This window comes from Sphingomonas sp. FW306-05-A, from assembly GCF_058782275.1.
Map to the genome: position 1 here is coordinate 1,557,693 of NZ_JBYSXN010000001.1, position 12,580 is coordinate 1,570,272.

Here is a 12,580-nt window from a genome sequence, read left to right on the forward strand (position 1 = left end):
TCGCGAGCCTATAGGCCCGTTGTTGCGCGTATATCAATGTCCCGCATCAAATCCCTGGCGTCGCCGGGACGAACAGAAGTTTCCACGGGCCAAGCAAGACGATGATTGCGGCGCGCGCGCGGCTGCGCCTAAGGGATGAGGCGATGGCAGAGGCACCGCATCCCTTTCGTATTCCCAACTTCCGCGCCTATTGGGCATCGCGTCTGTCGGGGACGGTTGCGATCACCGCGATGGCGCTGATCGTCGGCTGGCAGGTCTACAGCCTCGCCCGCGCCACCATGGGGATTCGCGAAGCGGCGTTCCTGCTCGGCATGATCGGCGCGGCGCAGTTCATTCCGCTGTTCGTGCTGACGCCGGTGGTGGGTCTCGTCGCCGATTCGGTCGATCGCCGCTGGATCGTGCGCGTGACGACGACGATCATGTTGCTGACCGCGGCGACGCTCGGCGTGCTGACCGCGACGCACGCGCTAACGCTAACCGCGCTGTTCACCGCCGCCGTGGTGTTCGGCATCGTCCGCGCCTTCTCCGGCCCAGCCTATTCCGCGCTCGCACCCAACCTCGTTCCGCGGGAAAGCCTGCCGACCGCGATCGCGGTGAGTTCGATCGCATGGCAGGTCGGGTCGATCGCGGGGCCGAGCCTCGGCGGGCTGCTGTTCGCGGTCCATCCCGACGTTGCCTACGCAGTCGTGGTCGGATTGCTGACGCTGGCGCTGGCGACGATGTTCCTAATCGGCCCGGTGCCGCAGCCCCCCGCCCAGCCCGACCAGCGCCCGCTCGCGCGGATCGCGCAGGGGTTCGCTTATGTCCGCAACAACCGCCTCGTGCTGGCGACGATCACGCTCGACCTGTTCGCGGTGCTGCTCGCGGGGTCAACCGCGCTGCTCCCGGTGTTCGCGCGCGATATCCTCCACGTCGGCCCGCAAGGGCTCGGCCTGCTCGCGGCAAGTATGGGCGCGGGCGCAACCGTCACCGCTCTGTTTTTCTCGGTCCGCCCGATGAAGACCAACGTCGGGGTCAAGATGCTGATCGCGGTTATGGTGTTCGGTGCCGCGGTCATCGTGTTCGGCCTGTCGCGCAATCTCTGGCTCAGTTCGGCAGCACTCGCGATCGCGGGCTGTGGCGACATGGTGTCGGTCTATGTCCGCCAATCGCTGATCCAGCTGCACACCCCGGACTCGATGCGCGGTCGCGTCAGCGCGGTGTCGCAGCTGACGATCTCGGCCTCGAACGAGCTCGGTGAAGCGGAGAGCGGATTGCTGGCGGCGTTGCTCGGCCCGGTCGGCGCGGTGCTGTTCGGCGGCATCGGTGCGATCGTCGTGACGATCCTGTGGGTCCGCCTGTTTCCCGAGCTCAGGCTTGCCAAGACCTTCGACCAGCCCGACATAGCCCTAACAAAGACCCCAGCAGGAGTTGCGCAATCATGAAGGCGAACACCATCCTGGATACGATCGGCAACACGCCGCACGTCCGTATCCAGAAGCTCTTCCCCGGCGCCGAAGTCTGGATCAAGTCGGAACGCTCCAACCCCGGCGGGTCGATCAAGGACCGCATCGCGCTCGCGATGATCGAGGCGGCGGAACGCGACGGGCACCTCCAGCCCGGCGGGACGATCATCGAGCCGACCAGCGGCAACACCGGCGTCGGCCTCGCGATGGTCGCCGCGGTCAAGGGCTACAAGCTCGTCCTCGTCATGCCCGAAAGCATGTCGCTTGAACGCCGCCGCTTGATGCTCGCTTACGGCGCAACGTTCGACCTGACCCCGCGCGAAAAGGGCATGAAGGGCGCGATCGAACGTGCGCTCGAACTGGTCGAGCAGACCCCCGGCGCCTGGATGCCGCAACAGTTCGAGAACGCCGCCAACATTGACGTCCACGTTCACACGACCGCGATCGAGATCCTCAACGACTTCCGCGATTCGCCGATCGACGTGATCATCACCGGTGTGGGCACCGGCGGCCACATCACCGGCGTCGCCGAAGCGCTCAAGAAGGAATGGCCCAACCTCAAGGTCTATGCGGTCGAGCCGGAAGCATCGCCGGTCATCTCTGGCGGCACGCCCGGTCCGCATCCGATCCAGGGTATCGGCGCAGGGTTCGTCCCCGCCAATCTGCACACCCAGGCGATCGACGGCGCGATCAAGGTCGATGCCGCTGTCGCCAAGGACATGGCGCGCCGCTCGGCCGCCGAGGAAGGGATGCTCGTCGGGATCAGCTCGGGCGCGACGCTGGCCGCGATCCTGCAGAAGCTGCCCGACTTGCCGGACGACGTCCGCGTGCTCGGGTTTAACTATGATACCGGCGAACGGTATCTGTCGGTTCCCGACTTCCTGCCGGAAAGCTGATCCACGGAAAGCCCCTCCCCTTCAGGGGAGGGGTTGGGGGTGGGGGGTGTCTCACCGAGAGTCAGTTCTGCTGGACTGCCCCACCCCAACCCCTCCCCTGAAGGGGAGGGGCTAAGTTCTTGGGTCCGCGCCGCAGGCGCGGGGTATTTCGCTTCCCGACAAAAATGCGCTAAGGGCGCCGACCATTCCCGGTCAGGAGCCTTTCGTGCCCCCTTCCTCGTGCCTCTCGTCGATCCGCTGACCCCCGTGCGTCCTTCCCCGCCAGTAAGCACCACGCTGCGCGCGATCCTGATCGTGATCGCCGTGTTGGCCGTGCTGATCCCGGTGCTGCTCGTGCGCACTGCGCCACGCACCGTGTCGCACCACCGCGTCCGGACGCTACCGCAGCGCGTCGTCCCCCAGGCCGAACTCCCGCCCGTCGAACCCGTGGCGTTCCAGAACCTCGATCCGCAGGATGCGCGGTCCTACAATGCCGACGTTCCGTTCGTCGACGGTCCCAACCCCGCCGCCCGGCCATTCCGCCTGATCGGCGATCCTTCCGCCCGCGCCCGCGCGACCGACTGCATGGCGGCCGCGGTCCTGTATGAAGCGGGCGACGACTCGACCGGTCAGCGCGCCGTCGCGCAGGTCGTTCTCAACCGCGTCCGCCACCCCGCCTTCCCCAAGACGATCTGCGGCGTGGTGTTCCAGGGCGCGGATCGCAGCACCGGGTGCCAGTTCACCTTTACCTGCGACGGCGCACTGACCCGCAATCGCTGGAGCGAGGCGCAATGGAACCGCGCGCGCGGCATCGCCGCCGCTGCGCTCAGCGGAAACGTGTTCGGCAAGGTCGGCTACGCGACACATTATCACACCAATTGGGTCGTCCCCTACTGGCAGGCCAGCCTCGACAAGATCGCCGCGGTCGACACGCACCTGTTCTTCCGCTGGACCGGCTGGTGGGGCACCGCGGCTGCATTCAACCGCCACGTTTCCAGCGACGAACCCGTCGTCGCGGCACTGGCGCCTTATTCGGAGGCGCACCGTGGTGCGGTCGACAGCATGACCGGCTTACCGATGACGGCAAACCCGCTGTTCGATCGGGCAGCGGCAGAGGCACCGCTGCCGTCCGCGCTCAGCGGCGCGTCGGGGAGCTTCCTGGTGACGCTGGATGCGGACACCATGTCCCCAGACGGCTTCGCTGCGTACGCGGCGCGGGCTTGCGGGGATCGCGCCTATTGCAAAGTTATGGGCTGGACCGACCCGAGCAAGACGCCGACCGCGCTGCCATTGCAACCATCGCAGATCGCCGCGATGTCCTTCAGCTATCTGCGCGACCGGTCGCGGGGATATGACAAGGCTTTGTGGAATTGCCGCGAGTTTCGCCGCCCAGCCGCGAACCAGTGTATGAAGGCCCAGACCTTCCTGTCCACCGCGCAATTGGTCAGTGAGACGCTCAAGCTCGACGAAGAGTTAGCCCCGGCGGCCGCGCTTCCGCCGCATGTCCCGCTGCTGTCCGATGGACTGACCGGTATTCGTCGAAAGGAACCAGCAGCCGACAAAGCTGCGGCACCCGGACGTGGCACGCTGCTCGTACCGGTAATGAAACCGGGCGAAGCGGCTAAACCCTGACCGGATGATCCGCTCTGCGTGAACGCAGACGGATCAGCGAGGCGCGATTTCCCATTCCGCGCCCTTGCGCCGCGCGATCGCGCCGACGCGCGCCGCAAGCCGGGGTACGTCATTCGATGCCTCGCCCGTCAGGTGGATCGTACCGGTAACGGGGCGCTGCGCCAGAACGGGTTCGATCGCCACGTGCACGCCATCAAGCCGCCGCAGGACGCTGACCACCCGGGCGAAAGGCTCTCCTGCAAACGTGACGGCGCCCGTCCGCCAGCCACCGACATGGGACGGATTGACGCGCGACACCGCGACATGCCCGGTATCGTCGCGCGCGGTCACCGCCGCGCCCGCCTGGAGCGTCAGTTTGTCCTTGCGGGGCTGGAACAACACGGCCCCTTCGGCAACCTGTACGTCGAGCCGGTAGCCCTCGCGTTCGGCATTGAACACGGTTCCCATATCCTTGACGCTCAACATACCCGACCTGAGCAGGAACGGCTTGTCGGCATCGTGGCGGACGTGAAACGTAGCCTCCCCCGCGGCGAGCGTTGCGGTTCGCGGGTTGGACCGGTCGAGTTCGAGCCGCGTCGCGCCATTCAGGTCGACGCGCGTTCCATCGGCCAGCGCGATCGTCCGCTGCTCGCCGGGCTTGGTCGTCACGACATAAGGGTCTGCCGTCGTGTTCGGCAGCGAGGGCAGGACGACCAGCGACAGGCTTGCCGCCAGCGCGAGTGCCCCTGCCCCGACCCCCCAGCGTAGCCACGAGCGTGCCCGGCTGCGCTCGGCCGGCGGCACGGCTTCGGCGGCATCGACCGGGAACAGTTCCGGGTGATCCGCCATATGTTCCAGATCGAGCGCAACGGCATCATACGCCGCAGCGTTCTCGGCATCCGCCTCGAGCCAGTCGACGAAGCTGCGCCAGGCGGCCTCGTCCATGTCGTTCTGGCGCAAATGCCATTCGATCGCCTGATCCGTCCTGTTCGAGCCATCAGCGCTCATGGCGATTCCCTTCGTCTTCAAGACGATGCGGCTTGGCTGTTTCCGCCTCACGCGACTCGTTGGCGCCCGAGTTTTTGGGGCCCGACATCTTCAGGTTGGTGTCTTCATCCACCGGCTCATCGGTGCGGCTGGCGCAAATCTGCCGTACGGCCCGGCGCAACAGCTTCTCGACGCCGCTCACCGTCATCCCCAGACGTTCCGCAATCTCCTTCTGCGGTTGATCCTCGATTCGATACAAACGGAGGGCCACCCGCATCCGTTCGGGCATCGTAGCGACTTCGGCTTCGATCTGGCGCAACCGTTCACGCCCGAGCAGCGCGCGTTCCGCATCGGGCTGTTCATCCGCGGTCGGCTGTGCGTCCTGCCATGCGGTGTCCCGTGCGCCCGACCGCGCCGTCGCCAACCGTCGGTCGGCGGCGAGGTTGGACGCCATCCGGCACAGATAGGCCGTCGGTTGCGCGACGGGTTCCTGCACCTCGTGTGTGTCGAGCTTTACCCAGATGTCCTGCAGCGCGTCTTCGGCGTCGTCGGCGGTGCCAAGCCGTGCCGTCAGCAAGCGCAGCAGCAGCGATCGTTCCTGGAGGAACACCGCCTTCAGTCCGGCCTGGCTACCGGAGGGAGATGAGTCACATTCCATCGCTGCCATGCTAAAGCCCCGATTTCGGCGCTTCGCAAGGCGCGATGCAGCCAAAGGGGGAGAATCAGGCGGCCAGGCGCTCGCTTGTCGCTACAGTACTGCGGGGCTGTAAAGAAGCGTCGCTGGGCCCCTGAAACGGACGTTCGCGGATCCGGTCACTGGTCAGTTGGCGGGCGGCCAGCCGGCGCGCGAGAAACGTGTAGAAGAACCAGTCCCGACCGCTGCCCATAGCGAAATGGTAGGCGAGCCGCTCGATCAGCGTCCAGCGGATCGATGCCCGGTCCCGATCGCGCGACGACGGAGCGCAGCGGAATGCCCCCGCATAGGCGATCCGCCCCACGCGTGCGACGCGGTGCATGATCTCATGGTCTTCCAGCACATAGCCCCAACGCTGCGGGTCGAACTGGCCCACCTGATGGAGCGCGTCCGCGCGGAACACTTGCCCCGCACCGCCGGTGTGGCACTGTCGCGGGAACACCGCCGCGGCGCATGCGATCCGCCGCGCCGCGCGTCGATGGTTTCGCGCGATCGCGTCCGCCGGGACGAAACATGCGCCTGCCGCCACGGCACCACCATCCAGCAGATGTCCGGCCTGCCGCAGATAGTCGGGGGGATACAGTGTGTCGGCATCACAGGTCGCGACATAGCCGGTCCGCACCTGCGCGATCCCCGCGGCGAGCGCGTTGATCTTCCCCGGTCGCGGCTCGACCAGTAGCGTGAACGCCATGCCACGCTGGCGGCAGGCCGCAGCCGCGACCGCCCCGCCGCCATCGGTCGAGCCATTGTCGACGAGGATCAGGTGGAACGGCACGTCCTGCGCGGCGAGGCTGGCGAGTGTGCTCCCGATGAGCGCGCATTCGTTGAAGAACGGGACGACGACCGTCCAGCGGCTGGCGTGCTGTGCGGGCGGAGGATCGATCGGAACGGCATGCAGGCGGTCAAAGCAAAGCGTCGCGGTGAGCAAGGCAAGTCTCCTTGCTGCCATGACGACGTCGTCTCGGCATAACCGGACACACTTGGAAACATGACGAAAATTTCACCCCGTGGCGCCAGATCAGCGCCGCGCGAGCCGGCCCAGCACTTCGTCCAGCGCCGACAGGAAGCGCGATCGGTCGGTCTTTGCAAACGGCGCCGGTCCGCCGATCGCATCGCCGCCCGCGCGCAGATCCGCCATGATCGCGCGGACCGCGATCGCATTGCCGATCGATGCGCTGGTGAACGGCTTGCCATTGGGGGCCAGCACGCTTGCGCCCGCCTTGAGGCAGCGATCGGCGAGCAGGATATCGCCGGTGACGACCACGCTCGCGGCGTCAGCGCGCTCCGCGATCCAGTCGTCGGCCTCGTCGAACCCCGCACCGACCACGATCCGCGCGAGCAGCGGATGGATCGGGATCCGGATCGGGCTGTTGCTGACGACGGTGACCGCGACCGAGCGGCGCAAGGCGACCTTGTAGATCTCGTCCTTTACCGGACAGGCGTCGGCATCGACATAGATGTGCAGCGGCGACGTCATGGTTTGTGCCCTCTAGCGAAAGCGCGGCGGACATTCCATATCGGTTCGGCGCCACGGGGTGCGGTCACGAAGGAGCACGCCCCATGCCGCTGTACGAAATCGACGGAAAAGCCCCCACGCTCGGCACCGGCAGCTGGGTTGCACCAAGCGCCGAACTGATCGGCGACGTCGTGCTCGGGGAGGACGCGAGCGTCTGGTTCGGCAGCGTGATCCGTGCGGACAACACCCGGATCACCGTCGGCGCGCGCAGCAACGTGCAGGAAGGTGCGATGGGGCATTCCGATCCGGGCGCGCCGCTGACGATCGGTCAGGACTGCACGATCGGGCATCACGCGATCCTGCACGGCTGCACCATCGGCGACCGGGTGTTGATCGGCATGGGCGCGACGATCCTCAACCATGCGGTGATCGGGGAGGATTCGCTGGTCGGGGCCGGTGCGCTCGTCACCGAGGGCAAGGTGTTCCCGCCCGGCAGCCTGGTCGTCGGCAGCCCGGCTCGCGCGGTGCGTGAGCTCGATGCTTCAGCCAAGGCGATGTTGCTCGTATCAGCGCAGCATTATGTGTCAAACGCGCTGAAATACGCTGCTGGACTGCGGCGCATCGACTGACGCCTGACTGGAATCGGGATCGCGGCGGTACAGATCGTGCTTGAATCGCGGCGCTCGCTTCGAGCGGTCTGTCGCACCAACTGGCGCGCAAATCGAATGATTCGCCAAGTTCAGCTTGCATCGTACGGTGCTGCGATGCAGCAAATGCGAATCATGGACAGAGCCGTTTCCTTGCCTTTTCTGCATAGTCCGACGCGATTCCTCGCACATTACGTCGCTGCCCGCCCGGGTATCTTCGTGACGCTGGGGCTCTTGGTTGCCGCCGCGTCGATCAGCTCGATCGGCGTGCAATATGCCATGAAGCTCCTGATCGACGCCATGACCGGCGGCATCCGCGCGAGAAGCACTGTTTATGCGGCACTTGGCGGTTTTCTCGGTCTCGTCATCCTCGAAAGCGTGCTCCAACGCGCCGCAGCACTGACGCTCGGGCAAGCGACCGTCAGTTCCGGCGTCGGGATCCGGCTCGACATGGTCAACTATCTGACCGGGCACCAAATGCCGTTCTTCCAGAACCAGCGCGCGGGCTCGCTCGGGCATCGCATCTCGGGGCTTGCCGGCATTTTCGGGGCGATCGTCCATCGCCTGCTCCGCGAAGTAACACCGCCGTTGATCACCTTTGCAGGCGCGATGCTGATCTTCGTCACGATCGACGCGGCGATGGCGGCGATCCTCGGCGCCGTCTTCCTCGCCGTCACCGCGGCGCTCATCCTGCTCGGCCTGCGTGGTCACGTCCACCATACCGCCTTCGCGCAGCACGCCGGCACCGCTGGCGGCGAACTGATCGACCTGATCGGCAACATCTGGGTCGTGAAGGCATTCGCAGCACGTGACCGGGAACTCACGCGATTGGAAGGCTTTCTCGACGAAGAGGCCAGTGCCCAACGCCGCGGGTGGTTCTTCGTCGAACAGATGCGCGGGCTGCATGATCTTGCGCTTGCCGTGCTCGTCGGCGGCACGCTGATCTGGGCGATCGGACGCTGGTCGACCGGCGCGATCTCGACCGGTGACGTCGTCATCATCAGCACGATGACGTTCCGCATTCTCCACGGATCGCGCGACCTCGCCATGGCGGTAATCGATACCAGTCAGCAATTCAGCTACCTACGCGAGACGCTCGACATCATCGGCGTACCGCAGACGTTGAGCGACGTTCCCCATGCGCCGCGTCTCCGCGTCGGCGAGGGTCATGTCGAGATGGCCAACGTCACCTTCGGCTACGATGCCAGCGATCCGATCATCCACGACCTGACGCTCAACGTTCCGGCCGGACAGAAGGTCGGGATCGTCGGTGCGTCCGGCGGCGGCAAATCGTCGCTGCTCCAATTGATCCAGCGCTTTCACGACCCGCAAATCGGTCACATCGCGATCGACGGCCAGCGGATCGATCAAGTAACGCAGGAGTCGTTGCGCGACGCGATCGCGGTCGTGCCGCAGGAAGTGCTGCTGTTCCACCGCTCGGTAATCGACAACATCAGGATCGCGCGACCGGACGCCAGCGACGAGGACGTTCACGCCGCCGCCGAAGCCGCCGGGTGCGACGACTTCATCCGACGATTGCCGCATGGGTACGACAGCGTGGTCGGTGAACGCGGCTCCAATCTGTCAGGCGGGCAACGCCAGCGTATCGGGATCGCGCGCGCTTTCCTCAAGAACGCTCGCATCGTGCTGCTCGACGAGGCGACGAGCGCGCTCGATTCGGAAAGCGAGCTGGAAGTGCAGAACGGGCTCGATGCGCTGGTGCGCAACCGCACCGTCATTGCTGTCGCGCATCGGCTGTCGACCATCGTCGGGTTCGACCGCGTCATCGTGGTCGAACGCGGGCGCATCATCGAGGATGGCCCGCCGCAACAGCTTCTTCGGCAGAAGGACGGGGCGTTCCGCCAGTTGTGGCTGCTCCAAGTGGAGGGGCTCGACCAGTCATCGCCGGGGCTCGATTTCGCCGCGGCCAGCGGGCGGTTCCGCGACGTGTCAATGGCACGCGGGCGTATGCTGCACCGTGCAATGCGGACCGCCTGGAGCAACATGGCAGACCGCGCCTGACGGGGTGCCCAATCTGGGAAGCAAACGCTGGTGTCTGCTGAGTGGACTTCAAGGCGCGCTTGGACCTGCGGCGGTGTTCGTGTCGGGCGTTGGTTTGGTTACAAGTAGGTCGTCCCGATAGACGCTGATGATCGTGTCACCCCGACCCCGAACCGCCAAGGCGGCGATATCGGGGCCGGGCGTTACCCATCACGAGGTCGAGCGTCCCCATGCCGCGACGTCGTCGCGGATGCGGGCATCGACCTGACGACGCGCTGCCATCGTCGACACGATCCGCGTCGCCGCGCCGCGGGCTTCCGCCGGCAGGTTGGCGGTTGCGAACGCGTTGATCTTGGCGGGCATCGCCGGATCGTCAGACCCTGCCCCCAGCCCGGCCACGAACCCTGCGCGGGTGCTCGTCTCAACCAGCGTGTTGACCAGGGAGATGTGGGCGACCGCATAGTCGAACGCCATGTCGGGATGTTCATTCGCGACCGCGCGCAACAGGCTCGCCTTCTGGGGCGCGGTGAACCGGTCGGTTTCGAGCAGCGCCAGCGCGCGCCTTGCGAGCGCATCGTCCTTCGCCGCGCCCAGCAAACGGACGTAGCTGTTCTTGGTCACGGGGTTCTTTTCCGCAACGGTCAGCGCGAGGAGCGCATTCCAGTCCGCCGACGTCGCATTGTGCGCGAACACGCCGAGGATCGGCGCGCGGATCGGCGCGGGGATCGCGTCAGGGTTCTTCTGCAATGCCGCGAACAATTCCCGCGACTTCGCGATGACCGAAACATCGCCATGATCGCCCAATACCGAGATCAGCGTCTCGCGCAGCGTCGCCGTCAGTGCGCCCTCGTCGCTGCCGGCGGTGAAGCCGACTCGCGTCATCACGGGTTGGAGCGTCCGGACGATTTTGGCACCGACCGCGTCACGCGCCGGCCCCTTCGCTACCCGACCGTCCAGGTCCGACATCTGGCTTGCGACCGTCTGCCATAGCAGCGGGTTCGCTTCGATACCGATCGCGCCGACATCGGCGAAGTACCGATCGAGCCGCTGATTGCCGCCCTTGGCCAGCGCGAAATCATCCCCCAGCGTCCCGAGCTGGTCGGTCAGCTTGAGCTTTGCGAAATCGCGCACGATCGCCGCGTGGCCGGGAGCGCTATACTGCACGCGGGCGTAGCTCGCCTTTTCGCGGTTCAGGACGACCGTTCCGCAGCCCTTGGCGGTCACCGGCTGCACCGCCGCACCGCGCACGGTCGCGCGCACGTCCGGTTGCCCCAGCACGCCGAGCGTCATTGGCACGCGCCACGTCTGTGCCTGCTTGGCGGAATCGTCGTAGGCGAACCGTCCCTGCGTCAGGCTGACCTGCGTGTTTCCGCCGACGCAGCGAGCATCCGTCATCGTCACCAACGGCACGCCGGGCTGGAGCGTAAAGTCGTGCGCGATCGGCGCTACCGGCATCTTGGCGGCGGCGGACAATTCCTGCCAAAGCTGGTCGGTCGCGGTATTGCCGTACTTGTACTTGGCCATGTACCCGCGGATCCCGGCGCGGAACGTCTCCGCCCCCAACGTCGACTCGAGCATCCCGATGACGGCCTGCCCCTTCATGTAGGTGATCCCGTCGAACGCCTGGCCGATCTGGTCGACGGTCTCGACGTGGCGGATGATCGGATGCGTGCCGCTGGTCGAATCGACCTGCAGCGCGCCTTCGCGATCCTGCGCGACGGCGGTGGCGGCTGCATACCATTCGGGGTTAAGATCGACGCTCGACTTGTTCTCCATCCACGAAGCGAACCCCTCGTTGAGCCACAGGTCGTCCCACCAATTCATCGTGACCAGATCGCCGAACCACTGGTGCGCCATTTCATGCGAAACCACGGTGAAGATGCGCTGCTTGCCGCTCTGCGTCGCGCGCTTGGCGTCGTACAGCAATTCGGGCTCGAAGTAGAAGATCGCGCCCCAATTCTCCATTGCACCGAAGAACTGACTGGAGCCTGGCCCGGCGATCATGTCGAGCTTGGGCAGCGGATAGGGCTGGCCGAAATAGTCGTTGTAATAAGTGAGCAGTCGCTTCGCCTGTGCAAGCGAATAGTCGCCCTGGTCGACGACGCCGCGGCGCGTGATGACGCCGATCTCGGTCTTGCCCGCCATCACGGTCTTGCGCTCAACATCCCCCATGCCGAGGAACATCAGGTAGCTCGACATCTTGGGGGTTTCGGCGAAGCGGTACAGGCTGGTGCCGTCGGCCTGCTTGGTCACGCTGCTTGCAGGCATGTTGGAGAAGGCGGTCTGGCCGGCGGGGGCGACCGTGCTGATCGTGAAGCGCGCCTTGAACGCGGGCTCGTCCCATAGCGGCGCGAAGCGGCGGGCGTCAGGGGCTTCGAACTGCGTCACCAGCATCCGCGCGGGGGAGCCGTCGGTGTTGCTATAGTCGATCGCGAACAGACCGGCTGCGGACGTGTTGATCGTGCCCGTCCAGGCAAACGTCAACGCATGCTTGCCCGCGCTCACCGCCGACCCCGGCGACAGGATCAACTGCTGCTTGGCCTCGTCGATACGAAACGACACTGCCTTGCCGTCCAGCGTCGCGCGCGAAATCTTGAGATCGGCGGCGTTGAGAACGATCGTGGACGTGGGCTTGGTGATCGCGATGGCGACGGTTTCTTCGCCCGAGAAGGTCATCGCCTTGGCGTCGGGGCGGACGGTGATGTCATAGGTCAGCGGAGTCACTCCCGGCGGCAATTGACCGACGGCGAACGCCGGAGTCGCGACGGCAGACAGCAAGGCAGCGGCAAGGGACATCTTCACGCGAAAGCTCCGGGATTGCAGTATGATGTCGGTCCTTACGCGTTTCGGTTTCCGCTGCAACT

At 65.9% G+C, this 12,580-nt stretch carries 10 protein-coding genes; 5 read left to right on the forward strand and 5 right to left on the reverse strand.

All coding sequences use genetic code 11. From position 1 onward, the window contains the following. The first annotated feature begins 143 nt into the window (after window positions 1-143). The 3 genes from AC3WJR_RS07060 to AC3WJR_RS07070 all read left to right on the forward strand — a co-directional run bounded on the left by AC3WJR_RS07060 (window position 144) and on the right by AC3WJR_RS07070 (window position 3,952). Complete coding sequence (locus AC3WJR_RS07060; RefSeq protein WP_492723434.1) at window positions 144-1,424, forward strand: MFS transporter; 1,281 nt, start codon at window positions 144-146, stop codon at window positions 1,422-1,424. After that, window positions 1,421-2,341, forward strand: coding sequence for a cysteine synthase A (gene cysK, locus AC3WJR_RS07065; protein ID WP_492723435.1), 921 nt, complete (start codon window positions 1,421-1,423; stop codon window positions 2,339-2,341). The genes AC3WJR_RS07060 and cysK overlap by 4 nt, the downstream gene beginning before the upstream one ends. A 285-nt stretch (window positions 2,342-2,626) precedes the next feature. Continuing rightward, window positions 2,627-3,952: a cell wall hydrolase gene (locus tag AC3WJR_RS07070; RefSeq protein WP_492724205.1), complete on the forward strand. Its 1,326-nt coding sequence runs from the start codon at window positions 2,627-2,629 to the stop codon at window positions 3,950-3,952. A gap of 33 nt (window positions 3,953-3,985) precedes the next feature. On the opposite strand, the gene AC3WJR_RS07075 is transcribed toward AC3WJR_RS07070, so the two are convergent. The 4 genes from AC3WJR_RS07075 to AC3WJR_RS07090 form a co-directional block, all read right to left on the reverse strand. Further along, window positions 3,986-4,939: a FecR family protein gene (locus AC3WJR_RS07075; protein WP_492723436.1), complete on the reverse strand. Its 954-nt coding sequence runs from the start codon at window positions 4,937-4,939 to the stop codon at window positions 3,986-3,988. Next, window positions 4,929-5,585, reverse strand: coding sequence for an RNA polymerase sigma factor (locus AC3WJR_RS07080; RefSeq protein ID WP_492723437.1), 657 nt, complete (start codon window positions 5,583-5,585; stop codon window positions 4,929-4,931). Before AC3WJR_RS07080 ends, AC3WJR_RS07075 begins: the two co-directional genes overlap by 11 nt. A 55-nt stretch (window positions 5,586-5,640) precedes the next feature. Further along, window positions 5,641-6,561 carry a glycosyltransferase family 2 protein gene (locus AC3WJR_RS07085; RefSeq protein ID WP_492723438.1) on the reverse strand — a complete coding sequence of 307 codons (921 nt, stop codon included), beginning with the start codon at window positions 6,559-6,561 and terminating at the stop codon, window positions 5,641-5,643. Between the two features lie 69 nt (window positions 6,562-6,630). Further along, window positions 6,631-7,089, reverse strand: a complete 459-nt coding sequence (locus AC3WJR_RS07090; protein ID WP_492723439.1) for a YaiI/YqxD family protein — start codon at window positions 7,087-7,089, stop codon at window positions 6,631-6,633. 83 nt (window positions 7,090-7,172) lie between these two features. Between AC3WJR_RS07090 and AC3WJR_RS07095 the strand changes: the two genes are divergently transcribed. Both AC3WJR_RS07095 and AC3WJR_RS07100 read left to right on the forward strand, forming a co-directional pair. Continuing rightward, on the forward strand, window positions 7,173-7,697 hold the full coding sequence (locus AC3WJR_RS07095; RefSeq protein ID WP_492723440.1) for a gamma carbonic anhydrase family protein: 525 nt from the start codon (window positions 7,173-7,175) through the stop codon (window positions 7,695-7,697). A 237-nt stretch (window positions 7,698-7,934) separates the two neighbouring features. Then, window positions 7,935-9,737: an ABC transporter ATP-binding protein gene (locus AC3WJR_RS07100; protein WP_492723441.1), complete on the forward strand. Its 1,803-nt coding sequence runs from the start codon at window positions 7,935-7,937 to the stop codon at window positions 9,735-9,737. A 189-nt stretch (window positions 9,738-9,926) separates the two neighbouring features. Here the strand turns inward: AC3WJR_RS07100 and AC3WJR_RS07105 are convergent, their stop codons facing one another. Beyond that, complete coding sequence (locus AC3WJR_RS07105) at window positions 9,927-12,512, reverse strand: M1 family metallopeptidase (RefSeq protein WP_492724209.1); 2,586 nt, start codon at window positions 12,510-12,512, stop codon at window positions 9,927-9,929. Window positions 12,513-12,580: the final 68 nt, after the last annotated feature.